Genomic DNA, 22,604 nt, shown 5'->3' with positions numbered 1-22,604 from the left:
GTTCTTGGAAAGTACAATCATCAAAAAAAATTTCAAGTATACACATAAGAAATCTCCGATAGAATGAAAAAGAGGGTAAACCAACTTAAAGAAAAAATATTTCTAAGAAAGTAGTGTTCTAAACATGTGTGGTCGTTTTACATTAACGTTACCTCTGCAACACATTGAGCAGCGGTTCCATATCGATTCGACGGCAATTCAGGATTACCACCCTGGTTACAATATCGCCCCTGGTCAGGATATTGCTGTTGTTATTTCAGATGGCCGGCGTCGGCGGCTTGGTAAACTAAAATGGGGACTGGTGCCATTTTGGGCGGACGATCCCAAGATTGGCTACAAGATGATCAACGCCCGGTCCGAAACCGCTCCAACAAAAAACAGTTTTAAGCGTCCGCTCCAGCGGCAGCGTTGTATCATCCCGGCTGACAGCTTTTATGAATGGGCCAAAGAGGATGGAAAAAAGCAACCGTACCGCATTTACCTGCAGGATCAAAACGTGATGGGGTTAGCAGGACTGTGGGAGAAATAAGAAAACGACAGCACCACCTTATATACCTGCACCATTTTAACCACCGCTGCCAATACCTTTATGAAAGATCTGCATGACCGCATGCCGGTGGTCCTGACAGAAGAACAGGAATCGGTTTGGCTGGACCCGGCTATCCAGGACACCGAACGCATTCAGTCCTGTATGACGGTTGTTGATGGGGAGCGGATGACAGCCTATCCGGTCAGCACGGACGTGAACAGTCCAAAAAATCAAGGAGCGGCGTTGATTGAACCGCTTCCATAATGTCTTGCCGGTACTGCTATCTATTCATTATTATAACTTAACGATTAACAAACGATTGCTTCCCGAATTTGGCGACAAAAAGCTAAGTAATATAAAAACCATTCACGTTGTTAACTATCTAAATGAACTTAGAGAACCAGGAAATTACCGATGGAAACTCACACCCCTTTCAATCCGTACCCAAAACCCCTATACTACTAAAAAGCCTTAAACTGTACCAATTTAAGACATAATAAAAACCCCTCTATATCAAGGAGTGTCGCATTTCTATTATGGAGCTTCCTACCGGACTCGAACCGGTGACCTCATCCTTACCATGGATGCGCTCTACCAACTGAGCTAAGGAAGCTTATGTATCTGCGTCATGACTATATGTTTCGCCTATAGTTGAAGCCGTACCCATCTTCTTTCACGGTATTTACATCTAATAGTAATGCAGTCGCAGAAAACAATCAAGTGGTTGCCTAAAATTCCACCTTCAGTTTTATAAAACTGAAGCAGAGCCATGTATAAGGCCCTGCCCTGTTGTTAAACTATTATTCCGAGTCTCTAAGATCAAACCAAGCTTCATTGTATTTAGCTAAAGGCTTGTTATCATCTTTATCAACGACAAATGCTACCCATCCTTCTGTTTCTCCACCGTTATACAAGTCAGATCCAAAGTTTGGTTCTAAACCAGCTACAGATACAAAATCTTCATAGGAAGAGCCACCTTCACTAATTACATCAAACTGTTGACCGTTTACATTAAAAGGCGCATCAGTTACTTCATGAAGTTTGACTTTGAATTTAGCCAATATATATTCTTTATTTGCTTCGGTAGTACTGTTGTAAGGATTAGCTTCCATTACCATATCTTCTGCGTCTTCTCCACTAACAGATTCAATCAATGTCATACTATAGTGAACTTTTCCACTTAAAAGATCAGTATCTTGTATCTCAGCTGTCTGTCCATGTGATAAAGGATTGTTACGTGTGCCTATATCTTCATTGTTGTTATTCTCGTCATTATTTTCAGTTTCATTTGTTTCTTCTGCCATTTCCTCTTGAACATTTTCTTCATCAGTTGTTGACTCATCTTCCGTTCCTTCATCTCTTATTACCGTCAATCCGCTATCTTCTAGGTTAGAGAAAAACACAGCTGCCTGCGCACGAGTCAATGTTTCACTTACTCCATAGGCTTCATATGTTTGTTCTCCGTCTCTACCGCTAGAAATGTTATTTTCGTACATAAAATCTACTGCTGAATGAATATCATCATCATGATCTTGTGTTGCAGCAATCACTCTCGCTAATGTACCCCTATTAATAGCACTGTTTTTCTCTGAATCATTAGTATATCCCTGCAACGGTAAATCATGATTACCCAAAGAATCATAGATACCTTGCGCCCAGTGATTTCCATCTGATGGTGTTTCTTCACTCATATCAAAGTATTCCATTAAAATGGATGCAAATTGAGCTTCTGTGAAAGTTTCATTTGGCTCAAACGTTCCATCCTCATAACCATTTATAATACCTTCACTATTGGCCCATTCAATGCTCTCATAAGCCCAAAAGTCTTCTTCAACATCTGAAAAAACCTGTGCATTAGCAACTCCAACAGGCAGTGATAGTATAAAAACTAAAACTACTAAAAAATTAATTCTTTTTCCTGACATGATAATCCTCCTATTATATAATATAATACAAGTTTACCATTTTTAGGATTATATGCGAGTTAAAAGACTTAGTTTTGCAGACATTATTGACTCAATAAGCTTCTGCTCGACTTCCTTCGTGTCTTCTTTCTTTTGATCTCAGCAGTTCTTCGCCACATACGTGAAGTTACTTATTTTAACACTAGAATAATTTAACTTATCTATTCATATCATGTACAAATAATATGAATGGAGTGAGTAAGCTAATGGAAAAATTGACTACAATACTAGCAAATATTGAGGGGTTTTACGAAAAGATAGAACATATTATTTATGAGAATAGTTATGATCAAAATACAATTACAAGTGATTGCGTCAATGAAGCCATAAATGAATTGGTAGACCTTTATTCCTCAAACGCAATTAACGATTACATCATTACTAAAACAATAGATATAGTTCAATGTGAAGAAATTCAATCACTTGCTACTTTTAAAGAAATCGAGTTGGAGGAAATTGAAAGTGAGTATATAATTGCACCAGAATTTGATGTTGGTAGTTTAATTGTAGACAGAACACAGGAGGAATATAGCCAATTACTTCTTGCAGGACGTCCACATCTTTTAGAACTAAAGAATAGATTACAACAAATTCTATTTCTGTAATAAACTCCATCATTTGGATTGGACAAGCTCAAATACTAATATAATATTCTGTCTTAAGGGTTAAGTTGAAAAATTAATTTTCTCAGCTACCATTGCTTGCAGTCCTGTTGTATCAAATGGCTGTATTACATTATCAGCCATATCTCTTTTCTCCTCTAACATCTGATGCATTATTTCTTCAACTGTGCCATTGGGAAATAGTTTCTTATCTTGCGTGATAACATAATAGACATAAACATCTTTAGATTGTCCGATACGATAGCATCTATCAGTCGCTTGATTTTCTACTGCTGGATTCCACCATCTTGTATAATGGATAACATGGTTAGCGCTTGTAATTGTCAATCCTACACCCGCTGCTTTTGGTGAGAGAATCATCACACCGAACCCATCACACTCATTAAAATGATTCACTACTGCTGTCCTGTTTTTTGTACTGCCATCTATAATTGGTGCAGAAATACCGAACGTTTTCATGATTTCTTTTTTTAGGATCGAGTGAATTTTTTTAAACTCTGTAAAGATGAGTACTTTCTCGTCTTTCTCCTTAATGTTTTTCAGCAATCTGATTACTTCTAATAGTTTCGGAGCCTCTTCATGAGATATTTCCATTAAGGTATCATTGACGGCCCCAGGGTGTCCATACAACTGTCTCAGTTTCATCAGCATATTGAGTACACCTACTTGGCCACCTTCTTTCGCGGATAACATAGGACGAACAAGGTTTTGTTGGGTTTCGCTGGCGTTAACATAAATAGGGCCTTGTTGATCATATTTTTTAGGTAAACGATTATCTAATATTTCTTTTTTCGTTCGTCTTAAATAATATGGCTGGATAAGTTCTAATAACCTATCACCCTTTTCTTGATCCATAAATGTCTCTCGGAATTGCTTCAAAGATCCCAATTCCCCTGGCTGGACAAAATCCATAATTGCCCACAATTCTTCGAGTGAATTCTCAACAGGAGTACCTGTTAATGCAAGACGGAAGTTGGTCTTTAAAGCACGTAATGCTATCGATCGTTGCGATTGATGACTTTTTACATTTTGAGCTTCATCGCATAACACATGTTTGAAATCTACTTGAGCAAATATTATTTGATCAATTCTTAATGTATCGTAAGTAGTCAGAATGATTGACACTTTTTGGAGACCGTCAGTCGTACTTATACGATTTGACCCTTGATGTATGTATACTAACTCTTTTAGTTCTGGAGCAAAAGATTTCATTTCTTTCACCCAGTTCTCTATGAGTGCTAGAGGCAGGACGATTAACGTAGGTGAAATTCTGTTCTTTTCTTTTTGCCTTTGTAGAAAAGCCAGAACTTGTATCGTTTTTCCTAAGCCCATATCATCTGCTAAAAGTCCACCGCTGCCTTTCTCATACAAGTAACACATCCAATCAAAGCCCTCTTTTTGATGTTCAAATAAATCAGCATAGAAGGACTCCGGCAAAGAAAAGTGTTGAAAAGTTGCCTTTCCTTTTCCTTCCGTGTGGTACTCTAATTCTTCCTCATTTTTTTGAATGTCAAGCTGATAAGGTTTTTGAGATTCATTTTTGTCTGAATTCCGTCCAAGTACTTCATTTCGTAATTGAGGATCCAGGTAAACCCATTTGTCCTTGTCAAATACATATTGTTCATCAGGATGTTTGTTGATTAAATCCTTCAAATAATCTAAATCAGGCATTTCTATGTTGTCATCCGACTCACTAAACCATTCAAATTTACCATCTTCTGTCTTATATTTTTTAACATGCTGTATTGGGATTAGACCTTTCACTCGTTCAGAAAACAATTCTAAATCGAAAATATAATCATGTTCTGGCAAAATAGCCGATGGATTTTCCAATAATAAAGGTACTTCTTCCCCCACTATATGTTGTTTTTGTAACAGTTTATTAGTATCTTCATTAACTTCATTTGATTTTACGTAACGATCACGTTCCATGCCTTTTTGAAAAGAAGTTACCTCTGAAGATCTATTCAATGAAGTCGTCTCCTCTTCATTTTTTCCTTGTAAGGTTAACTCTAAATGTTCAGGGTTATGGACTTTCACATCTACTTCATAGGAGTCCATTACGTGATAATATTCGTTTTCTAAAAATGAATCAAACTGAATCCCCGCTTCTATTGCTAGCTGCTGACAAATCCCTATTTTCTGATAGCCAGAATCATATGTTTCTTCAAGAGCAGTTTTTAACGCCCACACATTTTGTGGTAAGAGTATCCAGTCACCTTGAACATCATGAATGGCACCTGCATCCTTAGACATTCGACTTAAATTACGACCTGATTGGTCATAAAGTTCCACATTCATTTCCGCTTGATCTGGTAGAGAATCAAGGATAAGTTTACCGGAAACATTTTCCGGTTGAATAGGTAAATTTAATTGCTGAAGTATTTCTGCATCTTCTGCGTTTTCTAGTAATTTATAGAACTCAGAATAAGGTAGAACTTGATCAGTTATACAACCGCGATCGTAAAGTTCCTCCCAGGCAACGTATTGGGAGAACCCTTTCAATCGATAATATTCCGTAATTTCCTGTTGAGAAAAAGGCAAAGAAGTAGCTTGTTCCTCCTTACCTTTTTGCAATTTGATTTCAAATTGAATTCCGTGCTTCAACAGGGTCATTCTCCAATTTAAACTGTTCTCTCTCTTTTTTGGCCAAAACATCTTCATTCACCTCCCAGTTTAAGGTCAACATGAAGTAAGAATCAAAGCGTGATTGCCAGGCACCTGAGTGAATAAGTCTTCCCTCTCTTGTGTGCATATCACCATTAGACTGCTTAATTATACCGTCTTGAATAATTAAATCTTTATTCATAAATTTTCTTCTTTCAAGATAATAATAGTTCTGAACATTTTGCAATAATGGCCAGAAATGTTCATCAAAAATATGCCTTGAGTAAATATACACTGCCCCAGTTCCTAGAACTTCCATAACCACTACATCTTTAAAAAACATAAGCATAGTCTTCTTCTCATCAATTATTATTAAATCTTCTAAATTGACCACGAACTTTTTCCAGTAATGGAAGCGCTCATGACTAGTGTTTATTTCTTCAAAGAAATTTTTAATTTCTAATCTTAGTATCCATCGGGCAAACTCTTCTTTTTCCTTTTCTTTTATATCTTTCCAAAGCATTGGATGACGTCGATGTGTTCTTCTATCCGGATAAATAACGTTCCTAGCAAGCTGATATACATTTGATAAGCGACAATTCTGAATTAGAGCTTGAGTCATGAGTTGTTTTGTTTGGTCTGTACTATTTGTATAGAAATCCTCAAATAAACTTTCATTCTCAATGAAAAACGATTCTTCTGCTGACAAAAACATTTTAATTAACACAATATGCCCGACTTTTGTACTTTCTGTTAACCAGTGACGTTTAAAAATAGTTGCATAATCATTATTTTCATTTTTTATAGCATTTACTAACCATGCATTCGGATCACTTGCCTCTAAAAAACTATTCCACTTTTCAACATCTGTATTAATAGTGAACTTTTCATGGAACTCCTGGTGGGAAACGTAACAAGTCTGCACAGCTTCCCATATCCATCTTGTATTATTCGTGTGATAGTAAGCGTTTAACAAATGTCTAAACATTCGTTTATATTTTTTGGCTTGATCTACAATAAAATTTCCTAAATGATGTTTCCACTTTTCCAACATATTTTCTTCGAATAAGGAAGGAAGTACATAAATTTCTCTTCTTTTTAAACCTTGGGCCCATTGCAAAAAAGCAATAAAGTCATCCTTATTAACAAACTCGTGAAATGCTTTTTTTAATCGTTCTATTATTAACATCGTTCTATATCTCTCCGATGGTTGTTGAAAGGTAATAGAATTCTGTTTATTCTGCACGGTTTGTTTAAGTTGAAAAGGCTGATATTCAAATTTCATCGTCGATCAGTTCTCCAATTTGTTCAATTTGATCTTCATCTTTCAACCGAAATAAAAATTCAACTCGTCTAGACCGTTCAGCATCATATTCACCCTCATCGTCGTTTAAAGGTACACTAAAGCTGCGACCATTTCCGGTTACATATTCCTTAGACATTTCTTTTTCTTTGAATTCTATTTCATCATCTGAATAAATAAAATCAACTACTCCAAACGCTCGCTCTTGTGATAAATTCATATTATATAAATATGAACCTTTGCGATCGGTATGCCCTTCAATAATTACCGTCGAAATGTCGTCTCTAAATTTTTCTTGAAGTAATACGGAAAGATACTTAGGAATAAACTCCCGTAAAAATTCTTCACCTTCGTTAGAAATATTTGCTGAATCAGTTTCAAATAAAATATTACCTGGAAAACGTATGGCACCGGTCTGTTCATCAATTTCAATTTCCATTCCTGACTCTTCAAAAGCTTCCATTAGTTCTGTAATTATATTTGTTTTCACATCTACAATTTCTTCAATTTCTTGTTCTTTAGTCTCAAGGACTTGGCGGTAATCTAAAATAATAAATGTTAATAAAAGTGCAAAAATCATTAACATGGCACTCATTAAATCTGCATAAGGCATCCAGTAGTTTACTTCTTGTTTTCTTCTATACCGCCTCATACTATACCCGACCGCCTTCAGTACCAACCTTATCGCTTAGCTCTTCTATACCTTCCACTAAATGATTACTAACCTCTGCAAAACGATTGTAATCATTTTCTAATTGCTGAACAGCAAGGCTTAAAGTTTTATCAAATTGTTCGTATGTTTTCCCTAATCCACTTTCAACATTTTCTTCAAATTCTCCAAGCGCGGAACGAAGACTCTCTTGTAATTGACGGAAATTTTGTTCTGTACTTTCCCATTGATTTTTCATCGTTTGAAGCTGTTCATCCATGGAAGTCATATATTTATTTGCCAGTTGCATTGTTTCCATTGTTTGATCATTTGTTTGATCTTTTAGTTGCTTAAGTTCTGGTAAAATATCTTTTTGCAAAGTTTGTGTTTCTCTTAAAGAGTCTTGAAGAGATTTCGTTTTCATGGCCACATCGTTTAATTCTGGAGCTATAGGGCCAATTTTATCTATCATTTCACCGGTTTTATTCATTAATTCGTTACTATTATTTAATGTTTGAACTTGTGTAGATAATTGTTCTTTAAATTGCTTAGAGAGTGATTCATAGTCTTTCATTATAGCATTTGAAGCTTCCGTTATTTGAGACAATAAAACGTTCTGTTTTTCATCAATTTCTTTACTGTAATTTTGCAAACCATCAGCTAAGTGAGCATATTCTTTTGCGAGTTCCTGATTCGTTTCCTGTACAGCTTTCTGTTGGGGAATTTGTTCTTCCGCATTTTGACGAATAAAATTGATATGTTCCGTTAACTCATTCATCGACTCATGATTTCTTTGGTACCGGGTTTCCATATCAGACATCTGTCCGTTTATGTTTTCAAAATTTTGTACTAACGTGTTTAATGCTTGACTCGATTCATTCTGAAATTGCTTTGACTCCTGAAAACCTTCCATCATTTTTTCCATTGATTGCATCATTTCTGATTGAAGATCTTTTGTTTCTCCAACCATTGTGCTGAATTGAGAAAGCGATTCTTGAGTACCACCAGTTACTTCATTCACTAAACGATCTGCCATGTTAGCCCCTGAAGATTTTTGCATGTCTAATTGCTCATTCATCACGTCTGTTTGACTTTGTATTCTGTCATTCAAAGAAGTTATATTTTGGACAACCGGTTTCATGGCTTGCTCCATTGCATCAGTCAGTAAAGTTTTCAAGTGATCCGCTTGTGTACGCTGAATTTTTTCCATTCTGTTTAAAAATATTTCTTCGTCATCTGTATTTAATAAATAATCCATTCGTTCTGAATGCCAATCAATATTACTCTCAAGTGCAGAGCTTATAATGCGGTCAAAAATAATCCAAGTTATCGACAGTAATACACCGGCAACTGAAGTATAAAAAGCTATCGACATCCCTTCAATAAGACCACCAATTCCACTACGCATTACCTCTGTTCCACTCAGAATATCAATACTTGAAAGGCCAACAGATAGCCCTATAAAAGTACCTAATACACCAATACTAACAAAAAGCCCTGCCCCAATATCCATCCATGAACGATATCCCATTAAATGGTACATTACATCATAACCAAAGAAAGGTTCTACTTGAATTCTTTCGTCTTCTTTCTTCTCCTGTACTCTTTCAAAATATCTCTCCCATAAAACTTTGTACCGAGGCTTGGCAATCCATTTACCTTTTAAACTTGTAAAAGCCTCATTTATTAATATATCAATGCTTCCTGGATCTTTACTATTAGGTGTGACTTGTAACAGTTGTTTTTTCACAGTACGCATTGCTTTCATTTCTCTCATATAAAAAAAGAATAATAATATAAACAAAAAAGCAAAAAATAACAGTTGTATAATTAAATAAACACTTGTGAAAAACTCAAGTCCTCTTCCTTGAATATCCTGAAATCTATCATCAAAAAATCTAAACATACCTTCCACCCTCTAATTCAACGTTGAATATAAATATAAAAAAATTTATAAAATAGTATTTTCAATTTTAAGTATAACAAAAGAAATAGTCTAATAGTTCCATACTTGTAAATTTTGTATTATGTAATCTGATAAACTAAAGTAGTCAGCTATTACTCAATAAGATTGAACCCTTTTATCCAAAGCACCAAAATATAGCGCACCATCCATCATTATGTGCCATCACCTTTATTCTCACTGGCTATATACAAACATTGGTAAACGCCTGTTCATACTTTTATCTTTCTTGACAGAATTGATAAACCTTTTTAACCTTCTGCCCTCAGTTTTAATAACAAACAGTATTTCAGGAAGATCCTATTAGTCTTATTCTTGTTGTACTTTCAAGATGTAACCAGTTATGTTAGAATCTCTCTTATAATAAAATTGGTTACTTTTTACTGTGAAATGGTTATTTAATATATGGAGGTGCTTTATGATAAAGATTGGTGACCGTGTTAGACATTTTGACTATGGAGAAGGTGAAGTAATAACAGAACCAAATGATGCCGGGGAATTAACAGTATTTTTCGAAAAAGAGTTCCAGGTAACTTCAGGAAATATTATAGATACAGGGAATCACTTTGAAGATAACACACGTTTGGAATCAATTAATGCTATTCAAGTAAATGAATCAGAATTAAGCAAGTAACAAGTTTCATTTCAGATCGTAATCCTAATTGTCATTCATGTAAAAAGGGCATATCGTCACGAACACATCAAAAATGTAATATATGCAATGGAATAATCTGCGACTGTGGTTCGTGTTTTTGCAATTTGTGATTATAATCTTAAAAATATTAAAAAAACCGTGCACTACAAAATGATTTTTAAGAAAAGCTTTCTAACCCAGGGACATAATAGTTAGGGGAGACGTGTGATTTCCCCTATATTATGCAAGGAATAAAGTACCTTTCATATTTTCTCCTCACAACTTTTGCTTTTCACTTTAGAATGTAGTCTCGTGCCCACAATGACCTACAGTTCATTTATAGTTCCTTCAATTGATTGTCTTCTCATGAGATAGATGTATACAAGGTCTTTTAAAATGCCAAATGTTTCTAGTAAGTCGTCTGCTTCAAAATCACCGTTCCATCCGCTTTTAAAAGGATGAGCGTAATTATTTCTATGCTCATGACACATTATTGTGTAATCTTTATAACCATCTGGCACATTAAAAGTCTCAATAAGATAGTCAATGACATCAGTGACTTTTATATCTGGACGCTCTTTTTTCAACTCAGCATGGAATAGTTTCAGTATTCCCTCCATTGCAAAAAACAATAACGCAGCCGCTTCTTCTCTAAACTGCCTATGTTGCGATAACATGCACGCCTTTAGCCAGTAGTTCAATGATTTAATCAACGAATCGTTTGTATTATCAATAGCTTTGATCATGACTTGAGGCGGACAAAGATAGTTTTCGTGATTGACCTTTCCTGTTTTATCAAGAGAATTGGGTATACTCCACTCATTATTAGCAAAGGACAGTAATTTTGTAACAGTGTCAGAATCTTTTAAGTCCACCGAGTAAAGATTTGAATCTGATATGTATACAGGTTCATGCCCAGGATAGAAGGAATACCAACCTATACTTGGAGCACAAATACTTAAAGTAGCCAATACACTTATTTCTTCTCTGTGAAGCCAACTTAAATCGTTGTACTCATTGAAGTCAAAAAGCTTCGTTATTAAAACAGGAGTGTCTCCTACTAATATGTACGCATAATTTCTGCTTATAAAATGTTCGTTTGGGTAATTACTTGATAATGGATTTACACTTCGCACACAAATTAACGAGTCATGTTTTCCATACCAAGGCGCTCCATGTTCAACTTTCAAATATACACCTCCTTTAAAAGACCATACTCGTCGTTTACTTATGGCATCTATACCATCAGTCTATTTCTTTCTCCAGTACTCGTACTCACGATATTTATTTTAACCGCCAATGTTCGATTAATTTTTCTATCAATTTGGTTTGTCTTGTATTCAAAGTGTTTTCTGTCCATTCGGTTTCCCTTAGCACTTGGGATGTTAATACAAAGGAGCTTACACCTTTTTTTGAGGTGAAATATTTTTCTTTTTTTCGGTCAAAATCGAAATTTTTCGCTTGACTGTTCTTTTGACTTGATAGTAATACGAGATTACCTAATTTGTGCACATACTTATCTCTTGTTTCTTGTTCGGGGAACCACTTCGTCCATTGACTGTTTTCCTTGGGGTTTTGTGGTAAGACATGTTCAACTGTAATCCTATTATAATTATAGGTAGCCTGACCGTCGGACAATATTGAATCCACTTTTAACAAAACAGGGATGCGTACTTTCTTTTGAAGATATAAATCACCATTTAATTGTTCTATTATTAATCGTTTTTCTTCTTCGGTTAATTGTAAGGCTGATTCTTTTTGCAATAGGTCATTATTGTCCTCGATGTCTATTAGTAGTTGACGATATCGTTCCATACGCTGATTGATATTATATCTTAATATCATCATTCCCATCGCAAGACGCTCTAGGTCTTTAAAAAAGTTTAATAGGTTCAACGAATCATCATCATTATTAGATAAGTAAAGAATTGCAGCGGGCAGCCAATCACGATTATCAACTTTTAATAACCAGAAAAATTTATTATTTATTTCATCTGCATAGTTTGCACTTTTATAATCCATTTCAATAATACTACTGAAAGCATTCGAAAAAGGAACTAGTTTCTTCTCAATAAAATCTCTAGGCTTCTCTGCAGGCTTAACATACTCACGAAACTCTTTTATAATGGTATATCGTAATTTGTATTTCCGATAAATCATTCGGATGTGAGAAAACAATTCATTAAATGATTCACGACCTAAATATTCTTCTGCTTCCTCCCACATATCGTTATATTGATCTTGCTCGTTTTTAGGTAGTTTACCAATAGTTTCAGCTTTTAATATGTCTGATTGAGCTAAATCAAGCCCTCGATCATTCAATACGGAAAAGATTCGATAAGCAGATTCAAAATCCGGTGTACTGACAACAACTAAATAGCACTTCATAATGATAAAACTTGCAAGTTGGTTCCGTTCTTCATTTGAAATCTTCTGAAGACGACGATGTAACAATAAAGCATTGTTAACAATTTGTTTTTGACTATCATTATCAACCTGCATATCTGCTGATAGTTTATCAATACCATTATCAGCCTGAATATACTTTCTGAAAAACTCCTCATCCCGGTCTCTTAACGTTAAACGGTAACGATCCGAAGTACCCATTAGAGAATTTCCTTCTTCATACAAGAAACCCTTGATTGCATCTCGCTTTTCAGGCAATAAATGTTTAAGAATAGCTAACAAGATGGTTAACGTGGTGATCCGTTGTTGTCCATCAAGAACTTGTGAATCAGGGCTTTCTTCTTTGATCAATACAATGCTGCCAAGAAAATAAGGATTCATTTCACTCGGATCATCCGTTGAAGAGTATTTGATAAATTCTAAAAAGTCATCTAACAAAACCTCTGTGTTTTCTTCTGTCCAGGAATAGGGCCTTTGAACATTCGGGATGGAAAAGGCATAATCATCACTAAAAACTTTATTAACTGGGTATTCTTTTGCCGAAAGACTTGTCGACATATTTTCTCACCTCATCTTAATTAATTGCTGTAGTGTATTTTTATTCTGGTACATACATCTTCTGCAACGGCAATAACGCTCTTACATCAGTAGGAATATGTTCATACCATTTCACCAATAAATCGACTAGCTCTTCTAAATCTACTAACCGTACAGCATTATGTTTGGCAACTTTATCGGCTTGTGACGTAAAACCTCCGGTAGATACAAATAAGCTGTTTGCGTCCATTGGATTGGCACCTAATAATTGTTGAATTTCTGGAGCGGTGGCAGATGAGGTGCGATGTTTTACTTGAACTTTGATGATTGGCTTTTCAAACCCAAAAGCATCTTTAGATGCTAATACATCCACGCCACCATCAGGCCCTTTTGGACTGACATGCACATTATAACCCATAGCGTGTAGTAACCCACCAACAAGTTCTTGCATCTGCCACGGATCAAGTTTATCTACTTTATCCTGAACCATCACTGCTGATTTACTGACTAAGTCTTCTATTACTTCGTTTTCTTCATCATTTTCTGTGTCTTCAGGTACTAAAAATGGGTTTACTAAAAATTTCTCAATCTCTCTTCCCCAATTGTCTATTCGGAACACAGTCAATACTGAACCTAAACTATTCTTTGCTGGCTGAGATAGCAAATCTCTCCCTGGTGTAAATTCTTCCCATTCAACCTTTATAGTATTGGGATAAGCAGGGTTGCCAACCGTGGGATCATAAAAATGTGGTTCTGTAACAGTACCGACCATGTATTCTCTGCTCTCTTTTATATATGTAACAATTCGATCATTTTTTTGGATCTCACGACTAAATCGCCATACTTGATTAACCCAACTTTTCCTAGAATTTGGTTTCTCTTCATCAAAAACCTCATCGGCCTTTGCGATTAATTCTTTCTTGTTTTTATAATCTTTTGGATTCCCAAACTGAGGCCATCCAATCGATGCAATATTGTTCTCTTTCCATACTGAAATTAGTTCGTTATTATCTCCAGCACGAATCATCCACCATTTTACCATTTTACAGCCTCCTAAATTAAACAAGTTTTAACATTGACCTTAATTGTATTTCGATATTTCATTGTCACTGCGTTCACATACAAAAATGCGTCTTTAATAGATTAATAATACTTGTAAACAAAATGATCTGCCAGTTCGTGTTGCACACCTGATAGTTACATATCACCCTACACCTAAAGCTTTGAACACGGCATCAATGGGATCTTGGTAAAATATTGGCTGTATTTTAATCATTAAATCGGATGGTACTGTGGCTAAATCACCTACGGATGATGCTGGTACTAATACTTTCTTTGCTCCACTGTCTACACAAACCTGTAAGATATCTGCTAGGTTGTCCACCTTTCCAATGGTTCCTCCTACTGTCATGGATCCAATGACAACTAAACCTTCTTGTACTGGTTTTTCCATAGCTGCGGAGCTTAGTCCTATAAGTTCTGCAATTGCTAAATGACTGGTTAGTCCAATTCCTTGTAGATCTTGGATATCCATAAGATGATCTTTATTTTTTATGCTGATAGTTCCACTAATGTTTTGGCTGTTTGCTGAGAAGTAACGGAATGCGGTGTCTAAACTTTCTTTTGCATCACGGTTAGAGCCCATACCGGACTTATCAAATTTACCGGTACCTGAAAAAACTTGGTTCTCTAACTTAAATACACCGACCATTCCAGTAGCGCCATGACCAACTGTATAGACATGGCCTGGTTTACCAATGCCTTCAGGTATCAGTTTCCCACCGCCTTGCTCAGGTACAGAAATGTACTCTTCTTCTAAAGAATCTAGATGTATGTAGGAGAACATTACATCATAGAATTCCATGCCCCCGATCTTTTTCAATTGTTCCTTCACTCGACGACGACCTTCTAATGCATACTCTAAGACTTCTTGTATATCTTCTTTTGTGTAGTCTTCATGTGGATACATTAACTTGACCAACCCTGAAGTTGTCTTACGAACGGCTATAACATCACGTTGATTTAAGTTATTTCCCAATTTAAAATACTTGTCAATTGCATCTCCAAAGGATCGCTTTCTCATTTCACGAAAATACTCTGCCATGTAATCTACAATAAATCCATAACGTGTTGCAAAAAAGTCAGGCCTCATTTTCGGCACTTCCCAACCAGGAAGATAATAATGCATTCTGTCAAAAAAAGCAGAGTCGTTATTCATCTCTTCCGGGAATGGGGCAAAAAGATGTGAGGTCTTTATTAGAGAATCTACGCTTTGATTAATATTACCGACAAACACCATAGATGCAGTTGCAGCTTTTTCTTCTTTCCCTCGCGAAAATGATCCTGATGCCATATAGTCTTTCATGATTTGAATACCATCTTGATCCTTAAATTTTATACCAGCAACTTCATCAAACGTTACGGTGTCCCACATCCCGACAAGACCTACTTGACGAGTAGACATATTGTAAAACAGATTGGCGACAGTGGTTTGACCGCCAGAAACTAATACAGAGTTAGGCGATAATTCTTTATAAACATGTGATTTCCCTGTACTACGAGGGCCTAGTTCACACATGTTATAATTATTTTCAACCAATGGAACTAAACGCAGTAAGAGGTGCCATTTCACCCGTTCTTCTAACTGTGTTGGCTCCATTCCTGTCGAACGTATTAATACATCTACCCACTCACTTTTGGATAACTGTTTACGTCCTTCTATGATTTCGTTTATATCCATGTTCGGCATTTGAATAGGTTTTACGTGATTGATGCTAAACGGATTACTATCCTTTAATTCTTCGTCGTAATAATAATCCATTTTCAACATACACCAAATTCCACCAGCAAGTAATTTATCAAATTCTTTTACATATCCTGCTGATAATGGCACTCCCTTTAATCCTAAATTGGAAAACTCAGCTTCATACATGTCTTTTTTAGGATTTAATCTTACCGTTATTTTATCAATAATGGAGTACTGGCCAACTTCACGAATACGTGACTTTATTTTTTCCGCTTCGTCAGGTCGAACAAAGTTATCTGAAAGAATCTTTTTAACCCGAGTTACTCCTTCTTGTATGCTCTCTTCATCATCAGTGGCAGCGTACATCCCCAATAGGTATTCCAAGACATAAACAGGGACATTAGCTCCTTCTTTGATTAAAGTGGTTAAATCTTTACGTACGACGCGCCCAGCAAAAACATCATTTAATTTCTCATCCAGTTCTACAGATGTTGAAACGTCATGTTCGGTCATGATTACACCCCTTTATTATCAAAAATCAAATTCATTCGTAATTCCTAGGTTAATGGCGAATCCTATTCTATCTAAAATGATTTCACTTTCCATATCTTTAATAATTAATTCATAAGTCTTGTTCCGATCATACTCCTGTGTTTTTAAAGCAAATTGAAGATTAAACATTCTATCTTCTGGTCTTTCCGTTTGTTTATCTGCAATGACTACTTCTTCATTGGATATTACGTTTTCCTCATCATCCACCATATAGATTCTAACGGTTCTTGGTATAACTTTACCTTCTATCTTTTCTGACTGGAAAAAAGATAATTTAAACAAACTGTTTGTTATTTTGCGGGAAGTATTTGTTAACTTGACATCCACCTGTTCTGTCTCTTTACTATGGGCTTGTCCCCTGCGCGCATTTCGAAACGTAATTAATGGCACCACTACTTCCTGCATACTTGCTCCACCGTGAACAAAATTAACGCCCTGACCTTTCATCTTAAATCGTATCGTTGACTTCGGGACATATACATTCCATTTATCATCATCAGCCACAATATTTTTTAATGGAACACGGAGCAACCCATCAATTTGTTGTCGCTCGTTAGATAACAAATACCTTCTTTTTCGTTCAACAGCAGATAAGTCGTTTTGTTCTAATTTATCACTTTCTTCTAATGGCTTTCTTTGATAAATAAATCCGTGATCTGATGTAATATAAATATTAGTACCGCTTAACTCATCACTAATCATTTTAACGATATCATAAATTTCATTAATGGCTTGTTCCACAGCGTTAATGGTGAACTTCTCTGTCGATGCATTGTCTCCAGTCGCGTCTATTGTATTATGATAAATGTAATTAAGCTTACTTCCCTTGAAATATTCTCTCCGACCGGATTTATTCATTGCTTTTACATCATGATACGAAACAGCCAACGCATTCTCTGCTCGTTTTTGTAAAATTTTTTCACGATTCTCAGTACCTTTTGTTGATTGACCTGCAACAGAAACGTTTGTTTTATCATCTAATTCGATATCTCGATGTGGTAGCAATGCTGCCATGCCTAACTTAGTGACCGAAGGGATGACACTTAGCATCGAAGTGACATCACTGCTTCCCCTAGTCTCTTGTTCTAAACGATCAGCAACCTCTACACCTACATCATAACGAAGAGCATCAGAAATAATAACAAATACCCGCTCTCCTCTAAATACGTGAGAATCAATATACTTCATATAAAACTCTTGTTGGTTTAAAACACCGTCAATTTTCCATTCGTCTGTGATTTCTTCTTGAACAGAAGTTGTCCACTGGGTATTTAATTCAGTCATGAACCAATTGGAATAAAGGTTTTCAATCAAATCTTGCAAACCACTTAACCGGTCATTAGATTCTGCTTGATCAAAGGCAACATAAAACTTTCGATATAAGGTATCGAGTTTATAATATTGATTAACATACTTGGCATGCATATCTTTCATCGCTTCTTTTGAAATGCCCATTGGATACTCTTTTTTAAAGGCAAACATGTCAGCTGCAAGAAATAAACATTCATATTCATATTGATATTTGGTGTAAAAATGTTTTGCGCGTCGAATACGAATTATACTCTTATACGCTTCATAATCCTCATGATTTGCTTCTAATCCGGTATAAATGTACTGAATAATAGCCTCATCCAAATACGGGAAAACATCTACTTTCTTTATTTCATCTATAGTTAAGTGACGTACAATGTCTGCTATTTGAATATCGTTTTGAATACTGTTCGCATATTGATCGTAAATTTCTACATCTTCACTGTGATGCATCCACCGATCAATAAAAACAAAAGAGTTTGAACGATTATGTTTGGCGAGATACGTTTCTATATTTCTCAAATGCTCATCATCTAATGAATGGCTTAAAGCAGTCACCATTAAATGTGTCATTAATTTTTTCAATGTCGGATTGTTTTGTTCAAATCCATAATATTTAGCGGCGTACTTCCAAAAAACATTTTCATCAATAAATTTATGAAACTGCGTGACGTATTGATTTTCGTTGTCCTCTAGTGTATCCATCAGGACAGCTTTCATCACTTCTTCAAATTGAACCATTTTTAATCCACATAAGGCACTCATTAGACCGATTTCCAAAGTTTCTTCATCAAATCGATTAATGGCTAACGTCTTTAGCCTCCGAACTCGTTCCTGATTGGCAAAAAACTTTTTGTATTTCTTTACGATAGAACGTAATGATGAATCGATGCCATGCTCTCTCATGATTAAGGAGATTTTATCGGCGTGAAATACTTTTGAATAAAGATATGTGTCCATTAACCAATTGTCCTCTACATCCATCTCCTCCGTCGTGTAAATTAAATAATTATGATGTCTATCCTCTTGTTCCAATAGATATTGCGTATAAAACTGGTTATTCTTTGTTAATTGATGAACTTTAACATTCTCAACATCTATGCCATCAATGAAATCCGTGAATTCGTTATCTTGATCAAGCCAAAACACAATTCGTCGGTTTTCATAATCGTTTAATGGTTGATTAAATAATGTTTCTAAAGACTGGATGACTTCCGTTTGTTCCATTTTTGCCACCTCATATTCTATATATCAAAACAAGAATATACCAGCCTTAAAACTGGTACATCCTCGTATCTATCATTTCTTTGCGAGAAGATTGTTAAACTTCGCGTAATTCACTTCTACACCATCATCAAGATCAATTTCAATTTGTTGGTCAGCCATACGATGTAAAACTTCATCGTACTCTTTAAGCTCGTTTATTTTCTTATCTAATGTCTGCAGTTCTTTCTTCGCCTTATTAATTTCATTCAATGTAGAATCCCCATCAATTATACTAACTAACGATTCACGCTCCGCATCCATCCGCGTCTGTAATTCATGTAAATAGTCCGTACGAATTCTTGACAACAACGATGGATCATAACGATGCATGTAAACCAAACAATTAAAGGCCTTTTGTTTTCCAGACGTAAACAACCAATAAATCGGTCGCTTCTTATATGTTTGCACGTGATCTTTGAAAAAGTTGTTCAAAAAGTAACGGCGAATCGCTTCTTTTGCCGTTTCGTTTTTCTTCTTCCCTAACGTATCTGCAATGAATTCAAGGTTCTCATCCAATGTTTCATCACCAAATGTAACGCGTACAAACTGTACAAAACGAGAAACAATATCATCTTCAAAATAAGTCCCATCGACAATTGGAAGAATATTATTTTCATCCACTTTGAATATTTTGTAATTGCTTGCATCAAATTGTCCACCTGCGTATATTAGCCCCTCTTCATCTAGTGAATAACGTCCTAACATACATCCTACGGCATAAGTAATAAATGATTTTGTTTCTCTAGTCTTATCAGCTAATCTAATTGTGACATCATTTTCATCGACACCCGATGTTAACTCTCCTTCAAGACCATACATCTCAATGAAAATAGAGTTTAATTTTTCTTCATTCTTTTTAAGGGTGTAGAAATTGTTATAGGTCTCTTGCTCCCATTCTAAAAAGATATCACTAATTAATTGACTTTGTTCCATCTTTTTATTTGCTAAATTATTATTTAAAAATGGATGCTTCTTAAAATTCCATGAAGTCTCATTTGAGTCCCAATCATTTTTTGAAATTTGTACGTTTTCTTCTACAAGATTTTCAACATTCTTTTTACTGTCAATTAATAGAGGAATATCTTTTACATCTTGAACCTGATAATTTAATGTGGGGTTATACAAATTCATGATTTCATTAACACAAACACTGTTGAGAAGACCTAATAAGTAACTTGAGAGTGTATCCTCAGGATGTAAAGTAGGGCCTCCTTTATCGTATATATTTTTTCCGACCTTTCTTACAGAAAATCCCCTGTTAGAAATTCCATTATAAGATAAACCTTCTCTAAACCAATATTTTTTGTTTAAGAGGTTTGCAGTTGTATTATTTTCATAATGATTTCTTGCTTCTTGAGACCAATCAACAACTAATAAAATATTTCCATACCACTTTCTATATTCACCACCTTTGGTGTAAAAAGCCCAACGATTGTTTATTTCATTACTTGAAACTTCCCAGTGGTACCTTAGAAACTTATTGTTATTAGAAGTAATATTTTGTGATCCAGTCATGTCAATACTTTCATCTAGTTTATCGTATTCAAAAATTTGAAGAGAATTTTTGGAAAACCAATAAGCGATACGGTATCCCGTTACATTTCTGAAATCTTTTGTTTTGGCTTGATATCTATAAAGGACGTTATTATTAGTTATTGCTTCTCTTGTCTTCAATGGCTGTAAATCTACCCCCTTAAAATCAGCAAGTTTTATAAATTCACCTGTTATAGGAATTGCTGTATTTCGTAATGTAAAAGTACAAACAGGTACAGTTGCCCCTTCAAATGAATTATATTCCAACTCAACCAAAGAAGAGAATGTGTTATTAAATACCAGTTCTTTTCTGAGTTCTAAGTAATTCTTAATAAACATCCATACATATGGAGTAATCAATCCAATATGTCCGTTTTTCTTAGTACGATTTCTAACAAAGTTAATAAAAGTTGAAAATAAATCATTTTTATGTTCAGGATAATATTCATTTAAATAATCGGAAAGGTTTTTAGGCATATACCTCCCACCCATGTAAGGTGGGTTAGTAATCGTAATATCGTAATTAATACTGGCTATTTTATACTGTTTAATCAACTTTGGAATTATATCAATAAGTAATTCCCTAGAACGATGTGCAAACATATCGTCTGCTGGGGATTCCTGTATAAAACTCATTCTCTCATCAATTAATGATACATCTATTTCATTGGTTTTAATTATTGACCCAAATGTTTTTGCATCCTTATATGAATCAATTAGTTTTTTCGCCTCTGAGAATACTAGACTTTCTTTACTTTCTGCGAAAAAATCGATATCGTTTTCTTCCAAATCATTTGATTCGTAAATTGAAGAAAGATTAAGCGTTAACCCAAATCTTTTTATACTTCGTAAAAATCGATTGTTATATTTCATTGCTTTCATTACTACAGAAAAACAAGCAAGTTGATAAGCTCGTTCATCAATATCTAAACCATATAAATTATTCTCGATTATATTTCTCGGGATTTCTCTCTCTAAGTATCCACATCTAGTGTAAATATCGTAGAGTAGATCGAACATATATACTAGTATATGTCCACTGCCCATCGCTGGATCAAAACACTTAATATCCTCTACTTTTAACTCTTTATTTAGATAGGGTGCGAGCTTCTCTTCAAAATCAACCTCAGGATTAGAATTTTCAATATAAAATTCCCATTTCTTAATTAATCCCCTATCTTCCGGATGGTTTTCTACCCAGTAGCGTCCTAATGTATTTTGTACCATGTACCGAACAATCCAGTCAGGTGTAAATAGTTGAGTAGCAAATGGTATTTCTTCTGTTTTATATTTCTTTTTCGCTTTAATTACACGCTCTTTTTCTTCAGAAATGTAATACTGATACAACCATCCAATAATCTCTACTTGCATCCAATCTTCTTCTGGAATGACTTCTGTATTTATCATTTGACGAAGAAATGAATCCTTGAATAGAAGACCGTCAGGAAACAAAACTTCTGTGTAATCATCAATTTTCTCGAACATAAATGGAAGGTAATCATTTAAATTATTACACTGCTTGATGATGAGATAATGAAACAATTTTTCGTTTTCATTGTTTAATTTCCATTCGTATACTTTTTCCTTATCAATTTCAAAATCTAATGACATGGCTTCTTTAATTATGTCTGGTATCGGATCTCCTGGCGTTGAAGAGGATAATACACGTACCATTGAAGGAAGATACTCATTTACTTCCATAAAGCGCAGCGCTGTAAATCGGTTAAACCACGTGTAAGCGACTTCCTCCATTACTTGTTTATAATCCTTTTCATTAATACGTTGGATCAGTTTTTCCCGTTGAAATTTTTCTTGTTTAGAAAGCTGTCTGCCATCAATAAAGATGGCATCCGAACTTTCAACATTGGCTTTTGTTATTTTGTCTTTTGTTATTCCTATTTTCATTGCTTTTGCTTGGACTTTTTCAAGTAATTCACGACGAGCATTAGTAGCAAACGTCCTCAGTGCTGCTTTATTCAAC

The 22,604-nt window shown here is 35.1% G+C and carries 14 protein-coding genes, 1 tRNA gene and 1 pseudogene; 4 read left to right on the top strand and 12 right to left on the bottom strand.

All coding sequences use genetic code 11. The features are described from left to right. Positions 1–124: 124 nt before the first annotated feature. Together G475_RS25100 and G475_RS28030 are read left to right on the top strand one after the other, a co-directional pair. Positions 125–793, top strand: a pseudogene (locus tag G475_RS25100) (SOS response-associated peptidase). Beyond that, positions 777–1,004, top strand: coding sequence for a tyrosine-type recombinase/integrase (locus tag G475_RS28030; protein ID WP_084414118.1), 228 nt, complete (start codon positions 777–779; stop codon positions 1,002–1,004). The pseudogene G475_RS25100 and the gene G475_RS28030 overlap by 17 nt, the downstream one beginning before the upstream one ends. Positions 1,005–1,066: 62 nt before the next feature. Here the strand turns inward: G475_RS28030 and G475_RS0113485 are convergent. Then, positions 1,067–1,142 (bottom strand) — tRNA-Thr (locus G475_RS0113485). A gap of 187 nt (positions 1,143–1,329) precedes the next feature. Beyond that, positions 1,330–2,454, bottom strand: a complete 1,125-nt coding sequence (locus G475_RS0113480; protein ID WP_026701746.1) for an S-layer homology domain-containing protein — start codon at positions 2,452–2,454, stop codon at positions 1,330–1,332. Positions 2,455–2,699: 245 nt separating this feature from the next. Between G475_RS0113480 and G475_RS0113475 the strand changes: the two genes are divergently transcribed. After that, entirely contained in the window at positions 2,700–3,098 is a 399-nt protein-coding gene (locus tag G475_RS0113475; RefSeq protein WP_026701745.1) for a hypothetical protein, read from the top strand. Positions 3,099–3,158: 60 nt separating this feature from the next. Here G475_RS0113475 and G475_RS0113470 read toward each other — a convergent pair whose 3' ends face one another. The 4 genes from G475_RS0113470 to G475_RS26430 are packed head-to-tail and all read right to left on the bottom strand — an operon-like array spanning position 3,159 to position 9,581. Further along, entirely contained in the window at positions 3,159–5,774 is a 2,616-nt protein-coding gene (locus G475_RS0113470; protein WP_026701744.1) for a DEAD/DEAH box helicase, read from the bottom strand. Beyond that, entirely contained in the window at positions 5,701–7,008 is a 1,308-nt protein-coding gene (locus tag G475_RS0113465; RefSeq protein ID WP_026701743.1) for a hypothetical protein, read from the bottom strand. Before G475_RS0113465 ends, G475_RS0113470 begins: the two co-directional genes overlap by 74 nt. Next, the gene (locus G475_RS0113460; protein WP_084414124.1) at positions 6,998–7,639 is read right to left on the bottom strand and encodes an OmpA family protein; all 642 of its coding nucleotides are present in this window, start codon (positions 7,637–7,639) and stop codon (positions 6,998–7,000) included. Before G475_RS0113460 ends, G475_RS0113465 begins: the two co-directional genes overlap by 11 nt. A gap of 40 nt (positions 7,640–7,679) precedes the next feature. Continuing rightward, complete coding sequence (locus G475_RS26430) at positions 7,680–9,581, bottom strand: MotA/TolQ/ExbB proton channel family protein (RefSeq protein ID WP_026701741.1); 1,902 nt, start codon at positions 9,579–9,581, stop codon at positions 7,680–7,682. Between the two features lie 475 nt (positions 9,582–10,056). Between G475_RS26430 and G475_RS0113450 the strand changes: the two genes are divergently transcribed. Next, positions 10,057–10,272 carry a hypothetical protein gene (locus G475_RS0113450; protein ID WP_026701740.1) on the top strand — a complete coding sequence of 72 codons (216 nt, stop codon included), beginning with the start codon at positions 10,057–10,059 and terminating at the stop codon, positions 10,270–10,272. A gap of 326 nt (positions 10,273–10,598) precedes the next feature. On the opposite strand, the gene G475_RS0113445 is transcribed toward G475_RS0113450, so the two are convergent. The 6 genes from G475_RS0113445 to pglX all read right to left on the bottom strand — a co-directional run bounded on the left by G475_RS0113445 (position 10,599) and on the right by pglX (position 22,603). Continuing rightward, the gene (locus G475_RS0113445) at positions 10,599–11,462 is read right to left on the bottom strand and encodes a hypothetical protein (RefSeq protein WP_026701739.1); all 864 of its coding nucleotides are present in this window, start codon (positions 11,460–11,462) and stop codon (positions 10,599–10,601) included. 94 nt (positions 11,463–11,556) lie between these two features. After that, complete coding sequence (locus G475_RS0113440; RefSeq protein ID WP_026701738.1) at positions 11,557–13,236, bottom strand: DUF262 domain-containing protein; 1,680 nt, start codon at positions 13,234–13,236, stop codon at positions 11,557–11,559. 40 nt (positions 13,237–13,276) lie between these two features. Beyond that, positions 13,277–14,257: a restriction endonuclease gene (locus tag G475_RS0113435; protein ID WP_026701737.1), complete on the bottom strand. Its 981-nt coding sequence runs from the start codon at positions 14,255–14,257 to the stop codon at positions 13,277–13,279. A gap of 162 nt (positions 14,258–14,419) precedes the next feature. Further along, positions 14,420–16,474, bottom strand: coding sequence for a protease Lon-related BREX system protein BrxL (gene brxL, locus G475_RS0113430; protein WP_026701736.1), 2,055 nt, complete (start codon positions 16,472–16,474; stop codon positions 14,420–14,422). A gap of 18 nt (positions 16,475–16,492) precedes the next feature. Then, entirely contained in the window at positions 16,493–19,051 is a 2,559-nt protein-coding gene (gene pglZ / locus G475_RS0113425) for a BREX-1 system phosphatase PglZ type A (protein WP_026701735.1), read from the bottom strand. Between the two features lie 72 nt (positions 19,052–19,123). Next, positions 19,124–22,603, bottom strand: a complete 3,480-nt coding sequence (gene pglX / locus G475_RS0113420; protein ID WP_026701734.1) for a BREX-1 system adenine-specific DNA-methyltransferase PglX — start codon at positions 22,601–22,603, stop codon at positions 19,124–19,126. Position 22,604 lies beyond the last annotated feature (1 nt).

The organism is Salibacterium aidingense DSM 18341 (assembly GCF_000429685.1).
Taxonomy (GTDB): Bacteria; Bacillota; Bacilli; order Bacillales; family Marinococcaceae; genus Salibacterium; species Salibacterium aidingense.
Note: the sequence above shows the minus strand (reverse complement) of the source record. Positions and strands in the feature narration are given on the sequence as shown.

Coding starts and splice junctions, on each gene's coding strand:
- G475_RS0113480 (WP_026701746.1), bottom strand. CDS start 2,454: ATGTCAGGAAAAAGAATTAATTTTTTAGTAGTTTTAGTTTTTATACTA.
- G475_RS0113475 (WP_026701745.1), top strand. CDS start 2,700: ATGGAAAAATTGACTACAATACTAGCAAATATTGAGGGGTTTTACGAA.
- G475_RS0113470 (WP_026701744.1), bottom strand. CDS start 5,774: ATGTTTTGGCCAAAAAAGAGAGAGAACAGTTTAAATTGGAGAATGACC.
- G475_RS0113465 (WP_026701743.1), bottom strand. CDS start 7,008: ATGAAATTTGAATATCAGCCTTTTCAACTTAAACAAACCGTGCAGAAT.
- G475_RS0113460 (WP_084414124.1), bottom strand. CDS start 7,639: ATGCCTTATGCAGATTTAATGAGTGCCATGTTAATGATTTTTGCACTT.
- G475_RS26430 (WP_026701741.1), bottom strand. CDS start 9,581: ATGTTTAGATTTTTTGATGATAGATTTCAGGATATTCAAGGAAGAGGA.
- G475_RS0113450 (WP_026701740.1), top strand. CDS start 10,057: ATGATAAAGATTGGTGACCGTGTTAGACATTTTGACTATGGAGAAGGT.
- G475_RS0113440 (WP_026701738.1), bottom strand. CDS start 13,236: ATGTCGACAAGTCTTTCGGCAAAAGAATACCCAGTTAATAAAGTTTTT.
- G475_RS0113435 (WP_026701737.1), bottom strand. CDS start 14,257: ATGGTAAAATGGTGGATGATTCGTGCTGGAGATAATAACGAACTAATT.
- brxL (WP_026701736.1), bottom strand. CDS start 16,474: ATGACCGAACATGACGTTTCAACATCTGTAGAACTGGATGAGAAATTA.
- pglZ (WP_026701735.1), bottom strand. CDS start 19,051: ATGGAACAAACGGAAGTCATCCAGTCTTTAGAAACATTATTTAATCAA.